Below are 22,382 nucleotides of genomic sequence, written 5' to 3'. Positions count from 1 at the left end.
ACAGCTTCCAAGGGACCCACGTGACCACACAGCATTCAGCGGACACCACGCACCAGCACCCCGCACCCACGGCCATCCCGCGAGTGGCACTGGTAGGCGTGCACGGCTTCGGCGAGCGGCATCTTGCCAACCTGGCGCGGCTTGAACGGAGCGGCGCCCTGGAACTGGTGGCCGTCGCCGATCCCAACCCGCCGCAGCCGGACAGCCTCGCCGGTTCGGTCGCCGTGTTCCCCGACCTGGACGGGCTGCTGGCCGCACAGCCGGGCATCGACGTCGTCATTCTTGCCACGCCCATCCAAACGCATGCCCCGCTGGCCATCAAAGCCTTGTCCGCCGGGATGGACGTCTTCGTGGAAAAGCCTCCAGTGGCTTCCATGGCGCAGTTCGAACAGGTCATCGGCGTGGCACGGGACAAGGGGCAGCTGGTCCAGGTGGGCTTCCAGAGCCTGGGATCCCAGGCCCTGCCCGCCATAAGGGCCGCGGTGGCCGCTGGGGAGATCGGCACCGTCCTGGGCATCAGCGCCACCGGCCAGTGGCTCCGGACCAAGGCATACTTCAAGCGCTCACGCTGGGCCGGGAAGCGCAGCCTGGACGGCGTCGACGTGGTGGATGGCGTGGCAACGAATGCGCTGGCCCACGCCGTCGCTACGGGCCTGTACCTTGCCGGCGCACGGACCCTCGCCGACGTAGCCTCCGTGGAAACGGACCTGTACCGGGCCAACCAGACTGAAAGCGACGACACCTCTGTACTCCGGGTCCGCACCACTCAGGGAACCACGCTGCTGTGCGCCCTCACACTCTGCGCCCCCGAACAGCTGGACCCCACCGTCACGGTACATGGAACCCTGGGCGACATAACCCTCTCCTACACCCAGGACCAGGTTGTCATCACCACCGCCGACGGCGAGCGCCGGGAATCATACGGCCGCACGGACCTGCTGGAGAACCTGCTGGCTGCCCGGGCCACGGGGGCTCCCCTGCTCTGCGCGCTGCAGGACACCGGCGCGTTCACTGCCGTCCTGGAAGCCATCCGCACGTCTCCCGCGCCAGCCCCGATCGGCGCAGAATACGTCTCCTGGGAAGGCGACGGCGACGACGCGCATCCCGTGGTCGGGGGCATCAGCGACCTGATCGCGCGAGCGATCAAGGCGCAGGCCACGTTCGCCGAACTCGGCGTCCCCTGGGCCCGGGCCCTGCCACCCAAACGCACGCTGACCCTGGACGGCCACCCGGTGGCGGACTACCAGGACGGCAGCCGCATCCGGCCAGTCTCCTCCCCGCGCCCCTACCTGCACCCGGTCCGGACGCTGGCCGGAACCGTGGTGACGGACCACCAGCCGCTGGACCACGTATGGCACCTGGGCGTGGGCGTGGCACTGCAGGATGTGGACGGGGTCAACTTCTGGGGCGGCCGCACCTACACCCGGGAGGCAGGGCAGTACATCTGGCGCCCCGACCACGGCAGCATCACCAGCACCGGCACCACCTCGGAGCGGACGGACGCCGGCGGCGGACATGTTGGCCGGCTCCAGGAAACCCTGAGCTGGAACGGCCCCGACGGTGCCCCCATCCTTCTGGAGGAGCGCTCCTGGGCCTGGTCCGGCGTCGCGCCCTCCATCTGGCGCCTGTCCCTGGACTTCGCGCTGTCCCCTGCCGGTGACAGGCCGGTCAGCCTGGGCAGCCCCGGATCCAACGGACGGTTCGAGGGCGGGTATGGCGGTTTCTTCTGGCGGTTGCCCGGATGCGTGGACGCGGCCGTGTGGACGCCGGCCGGCGCCGGCGAGGCGGAGACCCACGGCAGCATCGCGCGCTGGCTCGCCTGGTCAGGACTGTTCGACGGCGGCCCCGCCACCCTGGTGTTCGTCGCCCCGGAGGAATCCTCGGACCCATGGTTTGTCCGGGTGGACGGCTACCCCGGCGTGGGCCAGTCGCTGGCGTGGGATACCCCCGTGATCGCCGAATCCGGCAGACCGGTGCGACGCAGCATCACCGTTTTGGTGGCCGACGGAATCCTGGCCACCCCCGACATCGAAGCACTGATCAACCAGCAGGGGGACCCCTCATGAGCCAAACAACAACTACAGCCGTCCCCCCGCGGGACGCGCGCCTGGCTCCAGGGTCAAGGACGGACCGGACCATCAAGCGCCAGCGCGTCCTGGACATCCTCGACGCTGCCGGGCAGGACTCCCTGCTCCTGACCACGAACACCGCCCTGACCTGGTACCTGGACGGCAGCCGCGTCCACATCAGCCTGGCCGGCGACCCCATCGCCGCCCTGCTGGTGGACCGCGACGGCGACCACCTGGTGACGTTCAACAATGAAGCCGGCAGGATCGCAGCCGAAGAGCTGCCCGCCGGGGTCAACCTGCACACGGTGCCCTGGTACGGCAACCTGCACCAGGCCGCCGCCGCCGTCGGGAACAGCTCCCGGCCGCCGCTGGCGGAAGCGGACGTCGCCGTGCAGCTGCGCGCCGCCCGCCAGCAGCTCCTCCCGGCGGAAAGTGCCCGCTATTCCCTGCTCAGCGCGGAGCTGGCCGGCCTCATGACCGACGTCCTGTCCGCTGCCCGCCCCCACACCACCGAGTTCGAGCTGGTTGCGGCGCTGGCCGCCCGCGTGGTGGCCGCCGGCGCGGAACCGCTGGTGCTCCTGTGCAACGGCAGCTCCCGCAGCACCTTCCGGCACCCGCTGGCAACCCACGCCCCCCTCGGCAGGCGGGCCATGGCTGTGGCGTGTGCACGCCGCGACGGACTGGTTGCCAACATCACCCGCTGGGTAAGGTTCGACGCCGGCACACCGGAAGAGCGCGACGCCGAGGCCCGCATTGCGGCAGTGGAAGCGGATATCTTCGATGCCACCGTTCCCGGCACCCGGCTGGACAGGATCTTTGCCGAGATCCAGGCCGCTTACGGCCGGCACGGTTTCGGGGCGGACCAGTGGGAACAGCACCACCAGGGTGGTCCGGCCGGTTATGCGGGCCGGGATCCAAGGGTGACGTCCGAGGCCACAGACACTGTAGTCCTGGACCAGGCCTTCACGTGGAACCCCTCCGGCCCCGGCGTCAAGATCGAGGACACGGTGCAGCTCACGGAGTCCGGACTTCGCATCCTCACCGTGGACCCGCGCTGGCCTGTGGCTACCGTGAACGGGCTGGACCGGCCGGTGACGCTGCAGTTGTAGGGAGCGCGTCCAGGACGCAGAAGACCCCGGGACCAGTTCATCGGTCCCGGGGTCTTCTGCGTCTGTGGCTGGTTACGGAAGCTGCAGTTCCCCGTCCACGCGGCGCGGGATGCCCAGCGGGTTGTCCTCGCGCAATGCCGGGTGCAGCACTGCCTCGGGGGCGTCCTGGTAGGCCACCGGACGCTGGAACCTGCGGACCGCCGTCGCGCCGACCGAGGTGAAGAGCGAGGTGGTGGCCGGGTACGGGCCGCCGTGCTGCTGGGCCCAGTTGACGGCCACGCCCGTGGGCCAGCCTTCGAACAGGACGCGTCCGGCGAGCCCGGACAGCTGCTCCGCCAGGTCCGCGATGTCCTCATCGGGCTGGGCATGCAGGGTGGCAGTCAGGCTGCCCGGGACCTTGGCCAGCACAGCTGCCAGTTGGTCCTGGTCCGTGTATTCGATGAGGATGGTGGTGGGGCCGAAGCATTCTTCCAGCAGCTGCTCCGGGCGTTCCAAAACCTTGGCCGCGCTGGTGGAGAAAACCACCGGAGCGGCGCCGTTTGCCACCGCATCCTGGTCCACGCTGCCGCTGACGATGTCCACGCCCTCGACTGATGCGAAGGTGCGCAACCCGTCAGGGTAGGCTTCCGCGATCCGGGTGGTCAGCATGCCCAGGGCCGGCTTGTCCTTGCTGGCTTCAGCCACTTCCTTGGCAAACTGCGTGCCCGCGGGGATGAACACCAGTCCGGGCTTGGTGCAGAACTGGCCCGCACCAAGGGTGTAGGAGCCGGCCAGTCCCGCTGCGAGTTCCGCGGAGCGGGCCTGCAGTGCCGCCGCGGTGATGACCACAGGGTTCAGGCTCCCCAGTTCCCCATAGAACGGAATGGGATCGGGACGGGAGGTGGCAAGGTCGAACAGGGCCCGGCCGCCGGGGATGGACCCGGTGAAGCCAACGGCCTTGATGGCAGGGTCCTGGACCAGGGCCGTTCCCACCTCGCGTCCGCTCACCAGGGCAAACAACCCGTCCGGTGCACCCGCGCCCCGGAGTCCCTCCGCCACAATCTCCGCCGTCCGCTCGGAAAGCCGCAGGTGGCCCGAGTGCGCCTTGACAATCACCGGGCAGCCCACGGCGAGGGCTGAGGCGGTGTCGCCGCCGGCCACGGAGAAGGCAAACGGGAAGTTGGACGCGGAAAAGACGGCAACGGGACCAATGGGTTTGAGGATCCTGCGAAGGTCCGGCCTGGGCGGGGTGGCCGCCGGATCCGCATGGTCAATGATGGCCTCAATGTAGGAGCCCTCGGTGATCACGCGGGCGAACAGGCGCAGCTGGCCGGTGGTGCGGGCCACTTCACCGGTCAGGCGCGGGGCACCCAGGCTGGTCTCGGCATCCGCGATGTCCACCAGTTCGGCGGCATTGGCGTCCAGGGCGTCCGCTACCGCGTTCAACCAGCCGGCGCGCTCGGCGTCGGAGGCGGCCGCAGAGATTTTGGCTGCTGCTGTGGCCGCAGCGGTGAGCTCTGTCAGGGAAAGCGTTGCAGTTGTCACGTCAGGTACCTGTTCGTCGTATGGGATTGATGTTTACAGCCTGTCCCGGAAACGGAAGCCCAGTCCGGGCTGGTCCGTCAGCGCCACCCTGCTGTTGCTGAACCGCACCGGCGACGGCCCGGCCAGGATACCCAGCTGTTCGAAGGACGCCTCTTCGACGTCCTCCACCATGGTGGGCTCCGCCAGGGTCAGGGCCAGCTGCCCGGACAGTTCCGGCAGCAGGTGGGGCATGACCTTGATGCTGTTGGTCCGTGCCAGCTCAACGATCCGCCGGAACGGAGTAATGCCGCCCACCCGGATGATGTTGGGTTGGATGATGTCCACCGCCTCCGCCTCAATGAAATCGCGGAACCGGTAGATGGTGTGCAGGTTTTCGCCAAGGGCGATTGGCACGGGTGAATGCTTCCGGAGCCGGCGGTAGGCCCAGAGATCGTCCGCCCGGATGGGTTCCTCCAGCCACTCCAGCCCGAACTCGGACAGGACGTCGAGGGCCCGGAAGGTGGTGGGCAGGTCCCACCTCTGGTTGGCGTCGATCATGAGCCTGCGGTCCGGGCCCAGGACGGAGCGGACGGCGCCAACGCGTTCGTAGTCCTCGCGGATGTCGGGTTTGCCCACCTTGATCTTCACCGCCTGGTGGCCGGCGGCAACCCAGCGCTCAACCTGCGCCACCAGTTCGTCCAGGCTGTAGTGCAGGTTCACCCCGGAGCCGTACACCTCGGCCGATTCCTGCCGTTGGCCCAGCAGGCCGGTGACAGAGGTTCCGGCGCGGCGGGCCTGCAGGTCCCACAGGGCCAGGTCCACGCCCGCCATGGCGATGGTGGTGAGCCCTCCACTGCCGGCCTCGTGCAGCCGCTTCCAGAGCACATCCCACACCGCCTCGGGGGTGGCGGGCAGCCCGGTGACGAAAGGTGCGATGTCGTAATCCAGCAGCGCCTTGACTGCCTGGGGGCCGATGGTGGGTGTCCAGGAGAAACCGAAGCCCGTGCCGCCGTCGTCCGTGTGGATCTCCGTGGCAATCACGTGGTTCTCCGGCGCCTCCACGCCCCAGCTGCGCCGCAGCGGAACGGTGAGGAGCCGCGTTGACAGGCCGGTGATGCAAGGAACAGTGCGGACGGTTTCGGCCGCCGGTGCGCTCATCAGCGCCCAGCCAGCTCGTAGCCCCTGGCGAGGATGGCCTTGAGCTCCACGAGCTGTTCCTCCGAGGGGTCCACCAGCGGCGGACGCACGGAACCGACCGGCAGGCCGCCCAGCCGCAGGCCGGCCTTGACCAGGGAAACGCCGAAGCCAGGGGTCTGGTCGCGCAGGCGGACCAGGGGTGCGTAGAAGCCCTCGAGCAGCGCGTTGCGTCGTTCCTCGTCTCCGGCGGTGTAGGCGTCGTAGTAGGCTTTGGCGATCTCCGGGGCCATGGCGAAAGCCGCCGACGAGTAGAGCGGGATGCCCAGGCCGCGATAGGCGCCCTGCGTCAGTTCCGCGGTGAGCAGGCCGTTGAAGAAGGCGAAGTCCTGCCGTCCCGTGGCCTTGACGGCGGTGACGATTTCCTGGGCCAGGCCCACATCGCCCAGGCCGTCCTTGAAGCCAATGACCTTCGGGTTGGCCGCGAGCTTGGCCATGGAGGCGGCAGTGAACTTCGCGTTACCGCGGTGGTACACGATGACCGGCAGGCTGCTGGCATTGGCCACGGCCTCGATGTAGGCCACCAGCCCGTCCGTGGGGCCGGTGACCAGATACGGCGGCAGCACCAGGAGGGCGTCGGCGCCGGCTTCCTCAGCGGCGCGGGCGGCGGCAAAGGCATGCCCCAGGGGGCCGCCTGCGCCTGCCACCACGGGAACCTTCCCCGCTACAACCTCGACGGCGGCCGCCACCACGGTGCGGACCTCCTCGATGCTGAGGGCATGGAATTCGCCGGTGCCACAGGCAGGGAAGACGCCACCCGGTCCAAACGGCAGCCGGGAGCTGATGTGTTCCTTGAGCAGCTCCACGTCAACGGAGCCTTCGGCCGTGAACGGGGTGACGGGGAAGAAGAGTACGCCGTCGAATTTCATGATGTCTCCTTGCCTCCGCCGGCGGTAACCAGCGTGGAGGCCTCGTCGTTGAGGGTTGGTTGGGACTTGAGCTCGGTGCGCCAGGTGCGCTTGGGCTGCCACCCCAGCAGTTCCTGGGCTTTGGCAATGGAGAACGCGGGGCTGGTTCCGGTCAGGCCGGCGCTGAGCGCTTGGCTTCCCGGCAGGAACTTTGGCATCAGCTCCGCCAGGGGCGCCGCGGCCAGTGCGTCGGCCGCCCCAACGAAGAAGGTTTCCCCGTTCGGAATGTCTTCCATCTTCCGCAGCAGCAGGTCCAGGAAGTCCGCCACATCCCGGGCGTCCACGTAGTTGAACAATGCCGGCGCGGAGAGGGCGGGATCGGCCAGGCGCTCGGCGAGGGTGTGCCCCTGCTGCGTGGGGGCACCTTCCCACTCCTCAGGCGAGATGACAAAGCACGGGCGGAAAGCCGCGTACCGGATCTTCTCCCCCTGTGCCGCGGCGAACATCTGCACGGTCTGTTCGGCGATGAGCTTGGACAGCGCATACGCGTTCCAGGGCTTCGGCGGCGTGCGCTCATCGAGCGGGAACGACGGCGGCAGCCATCCCGCCGGGCAGCCGTAACCCAGGACCGTCGGACTGCTGGCGGTGACGATCTTACGGACCCCCAGCTCCGTCGCCGCGCTGATCACCGCGAAGGCGAGCCGGGTGTTGGTGCCGAAAATGACATCCTCCGGCGCGCTGAACGGCACCGCGATCGCCGCAAGGTGGATGACGGCGTCGGGCTTTGCTGCCTTAAGGAGGCGCAGGGCCTCGCCCGGTGCCAGGAGGTCCGCGGTTTCCTGCACGACGCCGTCCGGCAGCTGATCAGCGGGCACGGCGTCTCGGTCCACCGAAACCACCTCATGGCCTGCCTGCGCCAGCCCTGCCACCACGCTGCGGCCCAGGCGGCCGGATCCGCCGGTAACGAATATCCTGCTCATGTTCTTTCCTCTACTTGCCGCGGCGAAGGTCGACGCCGAGGTCCAGTTCCTCGACCCGGACGGGCAGGGACGTCTCAAGGGAGCGGTTGCCGGCGATGCCCACGGACACCGACCGCAGCCCGTCCAGGTAGCCGGAGGGACGGCCCAGCGGGTCCTCGCCCGGTCCGTTGAAGAGGTCCGAGAGGAGCAGCTCGTCACCGCCGCCGTGGCCGCCTTCGCCGTTGACGATGGGCACCTCGTAGGCGGCCTCCCAGTGGCGCTGGACCACCAGGCGCTCACCGTTGCGGCGAACGGCGTCTTCTTCCTCAATGGGCGTGGCGCTCGGGTCCACCACAGTCTTCTGGTCGGTGCTGTGCAGGACGGCGGCGCGTTCCACCACTTCCAGCTCCGCCCGTCCCTCGGTGCCGTTGACCGCCACCCGGTAGCCTTCCCAGGGGCTGTGGGCGTTCAGGCTGTAGCTCAGGCGCGGGCCGCCCTGGTACTCCACCACCAGCGCCAGGTTGTCCTCGATGGTGATGCCGGCGGTGAACACGTCCTGGTCGCGGCGGTAGCCGTCGTAGTGCTCGTTGTCCAGGAAGAGGGCCTTGAGCCGCTCGTCCTCCCTCAGGTCAAGCGCGAACGGGTCCTTCTCTGCGGTTGCCGGGGCATCGGCGTCGGGTGTTCCCCGCTCCGGCCGTGGGCCAAGGCCGCGCTCGGCAGCATTTTTGTCGCCGTAGAACTTCAGTCCACCCGAGGCGAAGACGCGCTCCGGGACATCGTCGATCCACCAGTTGACCAGGTCGAAGTGGTGGGACGCCTTGTGGATCAGCAGGCCGCCGGAGTTCTTCTTCTCGCGGTGCCAGCGGCGGAAGTAGTCCGCGCCGTGGACGGTGTCCAGCACCCAGCTGAAGTCGACGGAGGTGACCTTGCCAATGACGCCGCTTTGGATGATCTCCTTGAGGGCACTGTTTCGCGGCGAGTAGCGGTAGTTGAAAGTGACCACCACATTCCGGCCGGTCTCGTGCACCGCCTGGGTGATGCGGCGGCAGCCTTCGGCGTCGATGGTCAGGGGCTTTTCGACGACGACGTCGGCACCGGCGCGCAGGCCCTCCACAATGTAGTCGGCATGGGTGTAGTCCGGCGTGGTGACGACGATGCGGTCGATGTTGTTGGCCTGGATGAAGGCGGTGAGGTCTGCGGGATCGAAGGATGCCACTGGTCCCGGCGCGCCCAGTTCCTGGATGAGCTTCTGGTAGAACTCCACGCGTCCGGGGTTCACGTCGGAGAAAGCCACCAGCTCGGCGGTGTCGGCGTGCTTGCCGAAGATGGCGCGGATGTACATCTCGGAACGCCCGCCGGTGCCGATCAGGGCGATGCGTGCCTTTCCGCCGTCCTGGGGGGAAGTGACTGCAGCAGCGGCGGCTGACGTCGTCTCGGCTGTGTTGACCATGGGGGTCCCTTTCGAAAGCTCATTACCGGCCGTGGGAACGGCGGCTGTGGTCCGGCGGCGGCAATGCGCACCAGGGGGGCAGGAAATTGCTGAGAAAGCGTTTTCTCGGTTGTCTATAGCAGTTTTATCAACCCGCAATGCGATCCGTCAACCACTTCCCGCCCTGATAGAAAACGGTTTCCTGAACGTAGCGCCCTGCCTGGCCCGGCTGCGCGGGAAAAGGCGTGGGAAAAGGATAGAAATCGCTTTCCAGCTCCCGTATATGCTGTCTTCCAAAGCACCTGCCATCATGGCCGGCCCGCCCCGGACAACACGGGTTCCGGAAGTGCCGGCTTTTGGCGCAAAAGAAGGGTTCCCCATGGCCAGGAAATCGGCAAGCGGACCGGATCGGCATCGCGGACGTCGCCGTGAAGGCGGGAGTTTCCCATGCCACCGTTTCGCGCGTCATGAACGGGAACTTCACCGTGGACCCGGACATCGCGGCAAGGGTCCGCGCAGCCGCTGCAGAGCTGAAGTACCAGCCAAACCCAGTGGGCCGCAGCCTGGCGCTGGGAAAGACGGACACCATCGGCATTGTGGTGCCGGACCTGGCCAACCCCACCTTCCAGGCGATCCTCCGCGGCTTGAGCCGGGCGGCCGCCCAGGACGGCTACCGGGTGCTTATCGCAGACTCATTCGAAGTGTCTAGCGAGGAGTCCATCCTCGCGGGCGAGGCGCGCCGGCGCTGCGACGGGCTGGTCCTGTGCGCCCCGCGCATGTCGGATGCGGAACTGGAGGAGATCGCACCCTCCCTGCATCCGCTGGTGCTGATCAACCGCACCACCGCCGCCCCGAACGTGCCCAGCCTGGTGGTGGACTACGGCCAGGGCGTCCAGGACATCGCGGGGCACCTGGTGGAACTGGGCCACACCCGACTGGCCTTCCTTGCAGGACCGCCCCGCAGCGCCTCCAACGGCATGCGGCTCAAGGGCCTGGAGACGTTCAAGGCCGCCCACCCCGAGGTGGAAGTAACCATGCTGGAGGGCGGCTCGGACTTCGACACCGGGCATGAGGCAGTGGACGCCGTGCTGGCGAGCGGGGCCACCGGCATCCTTGCCTTCAACGACCTTGTGGCCATGGGCCTGATGAGCGGCCTTCACGAGCGCGGGCTGGACGTCCCCGGCGACATCTCCGTGACCGGATTCGATGACATCCCCTTTGCCAGGTATACGACGCCGGCCCTCACCACTGGCGCGGTCCCCATCACCGAACTGGGCGAGCAGGCCTGGCATCAGCTCCGGGCGCTGATCCGGAAGGAAGGGAACGAAACCGCCGGCAGCCGCTACCAGCCACGGCTGGAAGTGCGGGCCAGCACGGGCCCGGCCAAGGCGCCGCGCAGCACGGTCCACGGCTGAACCACCTGGAGTTTTTGGGCACATATGCCGACTTTAAGGGCATCCAGACCCCCATACCTGCCCAAAAACTCCCGGCCCGGGCGGCGCAGGGCACCAGCCCGGCCCGGAATCAGGCCTGCGCGGGCGGCTTCAGCAGTACATCGATGAACTGCGTCAGGCCGTCCGCAACGTCCACTTCCTTGTCGTAGAGCCACTGCAGCTGCAGGCCGTCGGAGAGTGCCACTACCAGCCTGGCGAGATCTTGGGCAGGCACGTCCGCGCGCACTTCCCCCGCCGCCTGGCGCCGGCCGATGTCCACGGCCAGTACGTCCACCACCTCGGCGTACCGTTCCCGGAAGTACCCGTGCGAATCGTGTCCGGGGTCATTTGCTGTGGCTGATGCCACTGCATACAGCGTGGTAAGTCCGGGTTCGTGGCGGTTCCGCTCGGCGGAGCGCACCATCAACGGCAGGCCGGCTTCCTCCTCCTGCATGGCTGCCAGGCTGCGCCGGTCCCTTTCGGCCAGCACTGCCGTCAGCAATTCCTGCTTGCCCCGGAAATAGTGGAAAAGAGTGGCTTCCTTCACCCCCACCAGTTCCGCCACGCGCTTGAGGGCAGTGCCTTCGAAGCCTTCAGTGGCAAAAACGTCGGTTGCTGTCTGGATGATCTGGCTGCGGCGTTCCGCTCCTTTGGCGTACTGCCCGCGCGGGTTTGATGAAGGCACCCAGTCAGTGTATTTCACTCTTTCGACACAAAACCTAGTCTCACTCGGTTTTTATCGCTAGCATCGTAGGCAGACCCAACGGAGGGTCACTTTTTGTCAGGAGGCACCGTGGCCGTCAAGACCATCACCGAGGATTCCGCAGGACTGCCTGCCCGAGGATCTTCCCCCACCAGCACTGTTCCACCCGCTCCCGCCGCAGGAGCAGCCGCCAGGACACCCCGGGCCTATGTGATCGGCATGCCGATCGCCAGTGCCGGCCTCTGGATGGCTGTCCTGGCCCCGGCCCTGGTGGTACTGGCCATCAAAGTTTCAGAAATCACCACCCCGGAGACGCGCGCCGGGGCACTGAGCCTGGTGGCCGGCGTCGGCGCCCTGATCGCCCTCCTGGCCAATCCCTTCTTCGGCCGGTTGAGCGACCGGACAACATCCCGCTTCGGCATGCGCAAGCCCTGGATCGTGGGCGGCTCCCTGGTGGGCCTGGCATCCCTGGTCCTGCTGGGCACCGCCACCGATGTGGCGGGCGTACTGGCCGCCTGGGTCATCGCCCAGCTCAGCTTCAACGCAGCCTTGGCCGCCCTGGTGGCCACGCTGCCGGACCAGACGGCGCCCTCGGAGCGCGGCCGCCTCTCCGGACTGATCGGAATGACCCTGCCGGTGGGCCTCGTTTGCGCCGCATACTTTGCCCAACTGTTCGACAATGCCTTCCAGATGGCAGTGGTGCCCGGCGCCGTCGGTACCGCCGTCACCCTCGCCTTCGCTTTCACCTTCAAGGACCGCGTCCTGACTGAAAAGCCGGCCCCACTCAACCTGAAGGAGATTGCCGGGTCCTTCTACTTCAACCCCCGCATCTATCCCGGCCTGGGCTGGGCGTGGTTCACCAAGTTCCTGGTGTACGTCGGCTATTGCGCCGGGCTGCTCTACCTGCCCTACTTCTTCACGGACCATCTCCACGTGGCCGAAACCGCAGTTCCCGGGCTCGTCTTCCAGGCAACACTGGTGAGTTCCGCCGGAACCGTGCTCACCAGCCTCGCCGGGGGTTGGATCAGCGACCGGATCGGCAAGCGCAAGGCCCTGGTCATCGCCTCCGCCATCATCATGATGGCCGGCCTGATCATTATCGCCACCAGCAGCACCACTGACCAGGTCCTGGTGGGACAGGCCCTGGCCGGGCTCGGCCTGGGCTGCTTTGGAGCAGTTGATGTCGCACTGATTGCCGACCTCCTGCCCGGCAGCCAAAGCGAGAACGCCAAGACCTTCGGCGTCTTCAACATCGCACAGGCACTGCCCCAGTCCCTTGTGCCCGCCCTGGCATTCCCCGTCATCACCCTGGGTGGCTACCCCGCCCTGTTCATCGGCGGCGCCGTCGTCGGCATCCTCGGCGCAGTCCTCGTCACCCGCATCAAAGGAGTCAAATAGATGAATCCCGCACTCTCACCGGCCGTTACGGCACCGGCTGCCGGTTCGCCGGACGCCGAGGCCCGCATCCGCGACCTGGCCGCAAGCCTCTCCATCGAAGAGCAAATCCAACTGCTGACGGGGGCCGACGTCTGGGCCACCCACGCTCTGCCGTCCATCGGCCTGTCCCGCGTGGTGATGTCCGATGGCCCGTCCGGCGTGAGGGGCGAAGACTTTGATGAGCGGCACGATTCCGTCTCCCTGCCGTCGTCGTCCGCCCTGTCCGCCACGTGGAGCGTGGAAACCGCCCGCCGCTATGGCCAGGTCCTGGGCCAGGAGGCGCGCCGCAAGGGCGTCCACGCGGTCCTCGGCCCCACCATCAACCTGCACCGCTCCCCACTGGGTGGCCGGCACTTCGAGTGCATGAGCGAGGACCCGCGGCTGACAGCAACCATGGCGGCCGGCTACGTGGCCGGCGTGCAGTCGATGGGCGTGGGCGCCACGCCCAAGCACTACCTGGCCAACGAATCCGAAACCGAACGTTTTACCTCAAACTCCGTGGTGGATGAGCGCCCGCTGCGCGAGCTTTATCTGGCCGCCTTCGAGGACGCCATCACCGAGGCCCGCGCGTGGCTGGTCATGAGCTCCTACAACTCCATCAATGGCACCACCGCAAGCGAGAACGATCTCCTCAAGACACCCCTGTCAACGGAATGGGGGTTCGACGGCGTTGTTGTCTCGGACTGGACCGGGGTCCGCTCGGTCGAGGCCGCCAATGCAAACCAGGACCTGGAGATGCCCGGCCCGGTGGGCCACTGGGGCCCCAAACTGCTGGCCGCCGTCAATGACGGCCGCGTCAGCAGGGACGCCATTCTCGAAAAAGTCGTCCGCATCCTCCGGCTCGCTGCCCGTGTTGGTTCGCTGGAGGGGATCTCCCCCGCCGTGACCGAGCTTCCGGCACCAATTAACGCGACCGCCGTCGCACGCGAGGTGGCAGTCCGCGGCGCCGTCCTGGTGCGGAACACGGACGGCCTCCTGCCCCTAAACCCGGATGCCCTGGCGAGCGTCGCCGTCAGCGGGCACAACGCTGAGGAAGCCCGCACGCAGGGCGGCGGCAGCGCCACTGTTATGCCAAAGCGGAACATTTCGCCTTTGGAGGGGCTGCGTGAGGCGCTGCCGGAAGGCGTCACCGTAAGCTACGCCCGCGGAGCCAAGGTAGCCGAGGGGCTTCAGGCCTTTCCGCGCACCTCGCTGCATAATCCGGTGTCCAACATTGCCGGCCTGCGGGTGACCTTCCTCGCTGAAGACGGCAGCGAAATCTCCGGGGAGGACCGCCTGGCCTCACACCTGATCTGGTTCGGCGTTGGCATTCCCGAAGGGACGGCTGCCATCCGCATGGAGGCGGACTGGACGGCGGAAACCGCAGGTGTCCACCACCTGGGCGTGGGTACCGTTGGCCGGATCCGGCTGTCGCTGCGCGGCGAGGAGGTGTTCTACGGCGAGATCGAGGATGACACCGACGTGCTCGGCGCCGCCCTTTTCGACCCGCCCAAGACGGTCCATGCTGTGGCGACTGCGGCGGGAGAAAGTGTCCGGATCGAGGCAGTCTTTGAGCTGCCCAAGGAGCAGGCCATCCCGTTCACGGCCATTCTCCTGGGCGAGGAAACCGTGGTGGCGGACCCCCAGGCCGAAATCGACGCCGCCGTGAAAGCCGCCCGGGCAGCCGATGTTGCCATTGTGGTGGTGGGAACCAGCGCCGCCATCGAGTCCGAAGGCTTCGACCGCAAGAACCTGGACCTCCCCGGCCTGCAGAACCAGTTGGTGGAGGCTGTGGCAGCCGCGAACCCGCGCACAGTCGTGGTGGTGAACTCCGGCTCGCCGGTCCTGATGCCGTGGCTGGACAAGGTGGGAGCCGTCCTGCTGGGCTGGTTTGGCGGCCAGGAGTTTGGCCGCGCCATCGCGGACATCCTGCTCGGCGCCGAGGAACCGGGCGGACGCCTGCCCACCACGTGGCCCGCCGCACTCGAGGACGTGCCAGTGCTGAACACCACGCCTGTGGACGGCAAGGTGGTGTACTCCGAAGGCATCCACGTGGGCTACCGCGCCTGGCTCAAGCAGCAGGCCGCCGGTGGCGCCGCCCCGGCGCTTCCGTTCGGCTTCGGGCTGGGCTACACCACATTCGAGCTGGGCACGCCCCATGCACCCCAGTCCGTCCCGGCGGGCAAGGACGTGGTGGTCCATGTCCCGGTCCGCAACATTGGCGGCCGCGCCGGCCGGGAAGTGGTGCAGGTGTACCTGGACCACCCGGGATCATCCGTTGACCGTCCGGTTCGCTGGCTGGCAGGCTACGCCGGCACGCACCTGGCGCCCAACGGAACGTCCAGCGTGGAGGTCCGGATCCCGGCCCGCTCCTTTGCACACTACGACGGCGGCTGGCAGTTGGAGCGCGGCACGTTCCGCATCCTGGTGGGCCGGCATGCCGCAGACGACTTCCAGGTACTGGAAATCGAGGTCCGCTAACCGCCTATGGCCGGTCTGGGCCGGATGCTTCCCGGCCCAGACCGGCCTCTTTGTAGTAGCCCTCGATGTGGGCGGCCACCAGACCGGCCGCCCGGCCGCCGTCGCCATTCCTGACCGCGTCAAGGATGGCGTGGTGCTCGCTGCGTAATCGCGAGGCCGTGGCGTCCCAGTCCGGCAGGGTTGCCGTCAGATCGGCGGCGTACCCCTGGATGGCTTCGCGAAGCGACCCCATCATGGCGCTGACCACCGCATTGCCGGCGGCGTTGGCAAGGGCCAGGTGGAAGCGGACGTCGAGGGCCAGGAAGTCGGCCACCGCCAGGCCTTCCGGGGCATCCATGGCGTCCAGAAGGGCCGCCGCCTCCCCCAGTTCGGGCGCGTCCTGCCGGGCCTTCAAAGCTGCCCACGACTCCAGCAGGACGCGCGTTTCCACAATGTCCGCCACAGGCAGGTGCTGGGTGGCCACGTGCAAACGAAGGGCAGATCCAAGTGCAGCCGTAGGGTCCGAGATCACCACCGTGCCCGCTTCCGGCCCGGACCCGACGCCGGCCCGCACCACTCCCATTGCCTCAAGGATCCGGATGGCCTCGCGAACCGATGTCCGGGAGACCTTGAGCTGTTCGGCCAGGTTGCGCTCCGCCGGCAGCCTGCCTCCCACGGCCAGCCGGCCGGCCGAAAGTTGGTCCTCGATCCAGGACAGGACCAGCTGATGGGTGCGCATAGGGCCAATAGTAGTTGATGTGGTTGGACCACACGACTAGAGTGTGGTTGGACCATAGGAGGAGCCATGACCCACACCATCCAGCCCAACAACCCGGAGGCCACCCCGGCGCCGGACACCACGGACATCCCCGCAGCACCGGCACCCGCCGGGGCTCCGTCGTCGTCCGCCCTGCCTGATTCTGTGCCTCCGGCACTCAAGCGCCGCATTCCCAAGTACTCGGACCTCGCGCCGCTCATGCAGTTCAAGAAGCCGGAGTTCAGCAGGGAGGCCCGGCTGAAGCGGGCCAGCACCATCTGGGAGCTCCGCGACATCGCCAAGCGGCGTACGCCCAAGGCGCCTTTCGACTACACGGACGGTGCTGCCGAAGGGGAAATCACCCTCAATCGGGCCCGCCAGGCCTTCCTGGACATCGAGTTCCGGCCCGGCATCCTGCGGAATGTCTCCGCCATCGACCTCAGCACCGAGATCCTGGGCAAGCCTTCCCGCCTTCCGGTGGGCATCGCCCCCACCGGTTTCACCCGGATGATGCAGTCCGAGGGCGAATACGCCGGTTCACAGGCCGCGGAAGCTGCCGGAATCCCCTACACCCTTTCCACCATGGGCACCGCTTCGATCGAGGATGTGGCGGCTGCAGCCCCGAACGGCCGCAACTGGTTCCAGCTGTACCTCTGGACGGACCGCGACCGCTCGCTGGAACTTATCGACCGTGCCGCCAAGGCCGGCAACGACACCCTCATGGTCACCGTTGACACCGCCGTCGCCGGTGCCCGCCTCCGGGACGTCCGCAACGGCATGACCATCCCGCCCGCACTGACCGTCAAGACCGTGTTGGACGCCTCCTACCGGCCCGCCTGGTGGTTCAACTTCCTCACCCACGAGCCGCTCACCTTCGCCTCGCTGTCCCGGTACACCGGCACCGTGGCGGACCTGATCAACTCGATGTTCGATCCCACCCTCACGTTCGAGGACCTGGACTGGCTGCGCGAAACCTGGAAGGGCAAGCTGGTGGTCAAGGGCATCCAGACCGTTGAGGACGCCCGCCGCGTGGTTGACCATGGCGCCGACGGCGTGATCCTGTCCAACCATGGCGGACGCCAGCTGGACCGGGCCCCCATTCCGTTCCACCTGCTCCCCGAAGTCAGGCAGGCCTTCACCGCGGACAACACCACGGCGGCCATCATGCTGGACACCGGGATCATGAGCGGGGCGGACATCGTAGCGGCACTGGCCCTGGGCGCCGACTTCACGCTGATCGGCCGCGCCTACCTGTACGGCCTGATGGCCGGAGGACGCGCCGGCGTGGACCGCACACTGCAGATCCTTGAGAAGGACATGGCGCGCACCATGGCACTGCTGGGCGTCAGCAGGGTTTCAGAGCTCACCCCCGACCATGTGCGGCTGTTGACCAGATAGGGAGGCAAACCTACTTCTTGCGGCCAAACTTGGGCAGTGTGGGGAGGTTGGCCAGCAGGTCCGCTGCTTTGGTGGCGGCGCGGCCAACAGTACGGCCGATTTGCTGCGGAACGCTGTCGTCGCTCAGCGGGGCGGCCGTGCCGCCGGGAATCACGACGGCGGGGCTCAGCTCGGCGCCTTCCCGCACCAGGACGGCCGCCGGGGTTTCCTCCCTGGCTGGATGCGGCGCCACCGCTTCCGCGGTGCCGGCAGCCGGGGGCAGCGAGGCGGCCGCAGCGGCGACGCCTTCCTTCAGGTGGGCCGGACCCGGCTGTGTTGGGACTGCCTGGGCTGGGACTGCCTGGGCCGGCGCTGTGTTGGCCGCGCTGCCGGGTGACACGGCAGCTTTGGCGCCAGGGCCGACGTCGAACGTCTCCAACCAGCTGGCGATGCCCTCCAACGGCCCGCGGTTCAAGGCGTAGTACCGTTTCTGCCCCTGCGCACGCATACTGACGAGCTGTGCTTCACGGAGGACTTTCAGGTGCTTGGAAATGGTGGGCTGGCTCGCCGCCAGTTCCTCCACCAGCTCCCCCACGGCTTTGTCTCCTGCCCGGAGGGCCACCAGGATGTCCCGCCGGGTGGATTCCGCTATGACGGCAAATACGTCGTCTGTCACCATGCTCCCACCCTAGCGACATATACGCCGAAAGGCATCAACTATTTCGGCGGCCGGGACTTCCTGCTCGAACCTAATCGAACCAGGGGTCCAGCCCGTGCAGCGGGAACACTGCCTTGCGGGTGGCCATGACGGTGCGGTCCACGGCGTCATTGGGGTCGAAGCCCACTTCCCAGGACCGCCACCACAGCTCCACGTCGTCCCCCATGAGGGCCGGCGCTTCAGTGCCGTACTTCTCTGCCACGTACTGGCGCCAGTCCCCGGGCACGGGGGTCCGCAGCGGCACCGGCCGCCCCGCGGCTATGGCAATCAGATGGCTCCAGGACCGCGGCACCACGTCCAGCACGTTGTAGCCCCCGCCGCCGGTGGCGATCCAGCGGCCGTCACAGTAGCGCTCGGCGAGATGCCCGACGGCGTTCGCTGCCTCCCGCTGCCCGTCCACGCTGAGGTTGAGGTGCGTCAGGGGATCGCTGCGGTGTGAATCGCAGCCGTGCTGGCTCACGATCACCTCCGGCTGGAAGGCGCCCACCAGTTGCGGCACCACAGCATAGAAGGCGCGCAGCCACCCGGCATCCCCCGTACCGGCGGGCAGGGCAACGTTCACGGCCGTTCCCTCGGCTGCAGGCCCGCCCAGCTCGTTGGCGAACCCGGTCCCGGGAAAGAGGGTCAGCCCGGTCTCGTGCAGCGAGAGCGTGAGGACCCGGGGATCGTCCCAGAAGATGTTCTGGGTGCCGTCCCCGTGGTGGGCGTCGACGTCGATGTAGGCCACCTTGCCCACACCGCCGTCGAGCAGCTTCTGCACCGCAATGGCGGCGTCGTTGTAGATGCAGAATCCGCTGGCGCGGTCCCGGGAGGCGTGGTGCATGCCCCCGCCGAAGTTGACCGCGTGCAGGGCAGAGCCGTCCAGCACGCGCCGGGCCGCCAGCAGGGACCCGCCGGCCAGCCGCGCCGCTGCCTCATGCATCCCGGCAAACGCCGGATCATCCTCCGTTCCCAGCCCCCAGGCTTCGTCGGGCTGCGACGGGTCCGCACTGACCCGGCGGACTGCCGCCACATAGTCCGCGGAGTGAACGGACTGCAGGTCGGCGTCGGAGGCCACCTCGGGTGCCGCCACGTCAACATGGTCCAGGTCGAAGAGCCCCAGGCTGCGGGCCAGGCGGGCTGTAAGGTCCATCCGCTCCGGCGCCATGGGGTGGCCCGGGCCAAAGTTGTAGGCTGTCATGTCAGGACTCCACGCCACCATCGTTGGCGGCGCGGGCTGGCTGAGGCCGGGCAGGTATGTCATCAATCACAGGCTACCCGAGCCCGCGCTGCCGCCCGCCCGGCCACGACGCGGGCTTTAGTGGTTTACTACTGGGGGAAGCCGTTTCAACCGAGGAAAAGCCACACATGACGCAGAGCCAGTCGAGGCCCCGCACCCCGGCCACCTGGCACCCCCCGGCGCAGGAGCGGGAGGGCCTCTGGATCCTGACCCGGCTGCGCGACTTCATTGACGATATCGCCAACACCACCCCCGCCAGGCTCGCCCTCACGGCCTTCGCCGCCGTATGCACGGTGTTCACGTTTCTGCTGTCCTTGCCGGTCTCGTCGGCCGACGGAACGCCCACCCCCATCCACCAGGCCCTGTTTACGGCCGTCTCGGCCGTGTGCGTTACGGGACTCACAGTGGTGTCGACGGCGGTCCACTGGTCCTTCTTCGGCCAGCTGGTGATCCTGGTGGGCATCTTCATCGGCGGCTTGGGAACGTTGACGCTGGCTTCCTTGCTGGCACTGATGGTGAGCAAGCGGCTGGGTGTCCGCGGCAAGATCATCGCGGCAGAGTCCATGAACAACGCCGGCCGCCTGGGCGAGGTGGGCACCCTGCTGCGGATCGTCATCACCACGTCCGTGGTGATCGAGGGAATCCTGGCGCTCGCGCTCATCCCGCGGTTCCTCACCCTGGGCGAGCCGTTCTGGCAGTCTGTCTGGCACGGTATGTTCTACGCCATCTCGTCGTTCAACAACGCGGGCTTCACGCCGCACTCCGATGGCATCGTGCCCTACGAGACGGACCTCTGGATCCTCATCCCCCTGATGGTGGGAGTCTTCCTGGGCAGCCTGGGCTTCCCCGTGGTCATGGTCCTGCAGCAGAACGGCCTGAACTGGAAGAAGTGGAACCTGCACACCAAGCTCACCATCCAGGTCTCCCTGATCCTGCTGGCAGCCGGGGCCTTCCTCTGGGCGCTGATGGAGTGGGACAACGTCCGGACCATTGGCTCCATGAATGTGGGTGACAAGATCACGCACGCGCTCTTCGCGTCCGTGATGACCCGTTCGGGCGGATTCAACCTGGTGGACCAGAACCAGATGGACTCAACCACCATGCTGCTGACCGACGCCCTGATGTTCGCAGGCGGCGGCTCCGCGTCCACTGCGGGCGGCATCAAAGTGACCACCATCGCCGTGATGTTCCTGGCCATCATCGCCGAAGCCCGTGGCGACGCGGACGTGAAGGTCTACGGCAGGACGATCCCGCAGGGCAGCATGCGGGTGGCCATCTCAGTGATCGTCGCCGGCGCCACCTTGGTGTCCGTGTCGGCTTTCCTGCTGCTGGCCATCAGCGGCCAGCCACTTGACCGGGTACTGTTCGAGACCATTTCCGCGTTCGCCACGGTGGGGCTCAGCACCAACCTGAGCGCCGAGGTGCCGCCGGCCGGCGTCTACGTCCTCACGGCGCTGATGTTCGCGGGCCGCGTGGGTACCGTTACCCTTGCAGCTGCCTTGGCCCTGCGCCAGCGCAGCCAGTTGTACCACTATCCCGAAGAGAGGCCGATCATTGGCTAGTTCCACAGACGCCCCACGGCGCCCCGCGCACAACGCCCCCGTCCTGGTCATCGGGCTGGGCCGCTTCGGATCCTCCACCGCGGAGCAGCTGGTCAAGCAGGGCCGGGAAGTCCTCGCCATTGAGCGGGACCGGAACCTGGTGCAGAAATGGGCGCCCCTCCTGACCCACGTGGTGGAAGCGGACGCCACCAACATCGATGCACTCCGCCAGCTCGGTGCACAGGAGTTCAGTTCCGCCGTCGTGGGCGTGGGTACCTCCATTGAGTCCTCGGTACTGATCACGGTCAACCTGGTGGACCTCGGCATCGAGCACCTGTGGGTTAAAGCCATCACCCCGTCGCACGGCAAGATCCTCACACGGATCGGCGCCAACCACGTGATCTACCCGGAGGCCGACGCCGGCGTCCGCGCCGCGCATCTGGTCTCCGGGCGCATGCTGGACTTCATCGAGTTCGACGACGACTTTGCGATCGTGAAGATGTACCCGCCGCGCGAAACGGTGGGCTTCACCCTGGACGAGTCAAAGGTCCGTTCCAAGTACGGCGTAACCATTGTGGGCGTCAAGTCTCCCGGCGAGGACTTCACTTATGCCCGGCCCGAGACCAAGGTGTCCTCGCGGGACATGCTGATCGTCTCCGGCCACGTGGACCTGCTGGAACGGTTCGCCGCCCGGCCCTGACCCTCCCCCGGAGGTTCAGCCGAGCTGCCTGGTGATCTCTGCCGCACGGGCGGCTGCCGCACGGGCGCCGGCTGCGATGATCGCAGGAATGCCCTGTTCGTCGAAGGTGGCGATGGCCCGTTCGGTGGTGCCATTGGGGCTGGTCACGGCTTTGCGCAGTGCACTGGGGTCTGCCCCGGGTTCGGCGAGCATCAGCCCGGCACCGGCCACCGTTTCGCGCGCCAGCAGCAGGGACAACTCCCGGTCCAGGCCCAGCTCCTCCCCTGCCGATGCCATGGCCTCCGCGAGGTAGAAGGCGTAGGCGGGGCCGGATCCGCTGATGGCGGAGAGCGCGTCCACCTGCTCCTCGGGGACCTCAACAACCGTTCCGGCCCCCTGCAGGATGTCCTTGACCTTCTGGAGCTGTTCAGGGGTGCAGTGGGTCCCGGGCGAGACGGACACGACGCCGCGGCCCAGTTTTGCGGGCGTGTTGGGCATGGTCCGGATCACCGGCTGCCCGGCGGGCAGGGCGGCTTCCAGTTGGGCGATGGACACGGCAGCGGCCACGCTGACCACCACGGTGCCGGGCGAAAGGGCCGGGCTGATTTCCCGGGCCAGATCCCTGATGCCCACAGGCTTGACGCCAAGGATGACGACGGCGGATCCCTTGGTGGCCTGCCTGTTGTTGTCGGACTCTTCCTCGCCGGCAATCGCAGTGATCCCGTGGTACCGCTCGGCCAGTTCCGAGGCACGCCCCGCCCGGCGGACCGTGGCCACCACGTCCGCGGGATCCGTGCCTGCCTCCAGCAGGCCGCCCAGAATGGCTTCGTTCATGGATCCACAGCCAAGGAATGCGATTCGGTTGCTCATGCCTCCATCATTGCAGTTCGGAGGCATTCACAGGCAACTCCCATGTTCAGCGCAGGCAGCACACAACTTGGGGTCCTAGCGTAGTTATTACCTCATTG

Annotated in this window: 18 protein-coding genes; 8 read left to right on the top strand and 10 right to left on the bottom strand. The window is 67.6% G+C overall.

Translation table 11 applies throughout. From position 1 onward, the window contains the following. Nucleotides 1-20 precede the first annotated feature (20 nt). Nucleotides 21-2,066, top strand: a complete 2,046-nt coding sequence (locus QFZ57_RS08615; RefSeq protein ID WP_306899522.1) for a DUF6807 family protein — start codon at nucleotides 21-23, stop codon at nucleotides 2,064-2,066. Beyond that, nucleotides 2,063-3,178, top strand: a complete 1,116-nt coding sequence (locus QFZ57_RS08610; protein ID WP_306630018.1) for a M24 family metallopeptidase — start codon at nucleotides 2,063-2,065, stop codon at nucleotides 3,176-3,178. Before QFZ57_RS08615 ends, QFZ57_RS08610 begins: the two co-directional genes overlap by 4 nt. Nucleotides 3,179-3,250: 72 nt before the next feature. Here the strand turns inward: QFZ57_RS08610 and QFZ57_RS08605 are convergent, their stop codons facing one another. From QFZ57_RS08605 to QFZ57_RS08585, 5 genes are read right to left on the bottom strand one after another with little or no spacing between them, the layout of a single operon-like run. After that, nucleotides 3,251-4,702: an aldehyde dehydrogenase (NADP(+)) gene (locus QFZ57_RS08605; protein WP_306899520.1), complete on the bottom strand. Its 1,452-nt coding sequence runs from the start codon at nucleotides 4,700-4,702 to the stop codon at nucleotides 3,251-3,253. Between the two features lie 33 nt (nucleotides 4,703-4,735). Next, the gene (locus tag QFZ57_RS08600; RefSeq protein ID WP_306630016.1) at nucleotides 4,736-5,839 is read right to left on the bottom strand and encodes a mandelate racemase/muconate lactonizing enzyme family protein; all 1,104 of its coding nucleotides are present in this window, start codon (nucleotides 5,837-5,839) and stop codon (nucleotides 4,736-4,738) included. Beyond that, nucleotides 5,839-6,744 carry a 5-dehydro-4-deoxyglucarate dehydratase gene (locus QFZ57_RS08595; protein WP_306630015.1) on the bottom strand — a complete coding sequence of 302 codons (906 nt, stop codon included), beginning with the start codon at nucleotides 6,742-6,744 and terminating at the stop codon, nucleotides 5,839-5,841. Before QFZ57_RS08595 ends, QFZ57_RS08600 begins: the two co-directional genes overlap by 1 nt. Next, nucleotides 6,741-7,703 carry an NAD-dependent epimerase/dehydratase family protein gene (locus QFZ57_RS08590; RefSeq protein WP_306899517.1) on the bottom strand — a complete coding sequence of 321 codons (963 nt, stop codon included), beginning with the start codon at nucleotides 7,701-7,703 and terminating at the stop codon, nucleotides 6,741-6,743. The genes QFZ57_RS08595 and QFZ57_RS08590 overlap by 4 nt, the downstream gene beginning before the upstream one ends. A 10-nt stretch (nucleotides 7,704-7,713) precedes the next feature. Further along, complete coding sequence (locus QFZ57_RS08585) at nucleotides 7,714-9,132, bottom strand: Gfo/Idh/MocA family protein (protein WP_306630013.1); 1,419 nt, start codon at nucleotides 9,130-9,132, stop codon at nucleotides 7,714-7,716. 407 nt (nucleotides 9,133-9,539) lie between these two features. On the opposite strand from QFZ57_RS08585, the gene QFZ57_RS08580 reads away from it, so the two are divergent. Continuing rightward, nucleotides 9,540-10,526, top strand: a complete 987-nt coding sequence (locus tag QFZ57_RS08580; protein WP_373461219.1) for a LacI family DNA-binding transcriptional regulator — start codon at nucleotides 9,540-9,542, stop codon at nucleotides 10,524-10,526. Nucleotides 10,527-10,635: 109 nt separating this feature from the next. On the opposite strand, the gene QFZ57_RS08575 is transcribed toward QFZ57_RS08580, so the two are convergent. Then, entirely contained in the window at nucleotides 10,636-11,229 is a 594-nt protein-coding gene (locus tag QFZ57_RS08575; protein WP_306630011.1) for a TetR/AcrR family transcriptional regulator, read from the bottom strand. 108 nt (nucleotides 11,230-11,337) lie between these two features. Here QFZ57_RS08575 and QFZ57_RS08570 point away from each other — a divergent pair, with 108 nt between their 5' ends. After that, nucleotides 11,338-12,645 (top strand): MFS transporter, encoded by a 1,308-nt coding sequence (locus QFZ57_RS08570; protein ID WP_306899514.1) that lies wholly within the window; start codon nucleotides 11,338-11,340, stop codon nucleotides 12,643-12,645. Then, a complete protein-coding gene (locus QFZ57_RS08565; RefSeq protein ID WP_306899512.1) occupies nucleotides 12,646-15,144 on the top strand; it encodes a beta-glucosidase family protein in 2,499 nt (832 codons plus the stop codon). A gap of 4 nt (nucleotides 15,145-15,148) precedes the next feature. Here QFZ57_RS08565 and QFZ57_RS08560 read toward each other — a convergent pair whose 3' ends face one another. After that, entirely contained in the window at nucleotides 15,149-15,862 is a 714-nt protein-coding gene (locus QFZ57_RS08560) for a FadR/GntR family transcriptional regulator (RefSeq protein WP_306899509.1), read from the bottom strand. Nucleotides 15,863-15,928: 66 nt separating this feature from the next. On the opposite strand from QFZ57_RS08560, the gene QFZ57_RS08555 reads away from it, so the two are divergent. Further along, a complete protein-coding gene (locus QFZ57_RS08555) occupies nucleotides 15,929-17,278 on the top strand; it encodes an alpha-hydroxy acid oxidase (protein ID WP_306899507.1) in 1,350 nt (449 codons plus the stop codon). Between the two features lie 10 nt (nucleotides 17,279-17,288). Here QFZ57_RS08555 and QFZ57_RS08550 read toward each other — a convergent pair whose 3' ends face one another. Together QFZ57_RS08550 and QFZ57_RS08545 are read right to left on the bottom strand one after the other, a co-directional pair. Next, nucleotides 17,289-17,936: an ArsR/SmtB family transcription factor gene (locus QFZ57_RS08550; protein ID WP_306899505.1), complete on the bottom strand. Its 648-nt coding sequence runs from the start codon at nucleotides 17,934-17,936 to the stop codon at nucleotides 17,289-17,291. 70 nt (nucleotides 17,937-18,006) lie between these two features. Beyond that, the gene (locus QFZ57_RS08545; protein ID WP_306899504.1) at nucleotides 18,007-19,218 is read right to left on the bottom strand and encodes an acetoin utilization protein AcuC; all 1,212 of its coding nucleotides are present in this window, start codon (nucleotides 19,216-19,218) and stop codon (nucleotides 18,007-18,009) included. Between the two features lie 104 nt (nucleotides 19,219-19,322). Here QFZ57_RS08545 and QFZ57_RS08540 point away from each other — a divergent pair, with 104 nt between their 5' ends. After that, nucleotides 19,323-20,756, top strand: a complete 1,434-nt coding sequence (locus tag QFZ57_RS08540; RefSeq protein ID WP_306630004.1) for a TrkH family potassium uptake protein — start codon at nucleotides 19,323-19,325, stop codon at nucleotides 20,754-20,756. Then, nucleotides 20,749-21,435 (top strand): potassium channel family protein, encoded by a 687-nt coding sequence (locus tag QFZ57_RS08535; protein ID WP_026265713.1) that lies wholly within the window; start codon nucleotides 20,749-20,751, stop codon nucleotides 21,433-21,435. The genes QFZ57_RS08540 and QFZ57_RS08535 overlap by 8 nt, the downstream gene beginning before the upstream one ends. Nucleotides 21,436-21,450: 15 nt before the next feature. Here QFZ57_RS08535 and proC read toward each other — a convergent pair whose 3' ends face one another. Beyond that, complete coding sequence (gene proC, locus QFZ57_RS08530; RefSeq protein WP_306899499.1) at nucleotides 21,451-22,284, bottom strand: pyrroline-5-carboxylate reductase; 834 nt, start codon at nucleotides 22,282-22,284, stop codon at nucleotides 21,451-21,453. Nucleotides 22,285-22,382: the final 98 nt, after the last annotated feature.

Origin of the sequence: Arthrobacter sp. B1I2 (genome assembly GCF_030816485.1) — a bacterium.
Lineage (GTDB): Bacteria > Actinomycetota > Actinomycetes > Actinomycetales > Micrococcaceae > Arthrobacter.
Note: the sequence above shows the minus strand (reverse complement) of the source record. Positions and strands in the feature narration are given on the sequence as shown.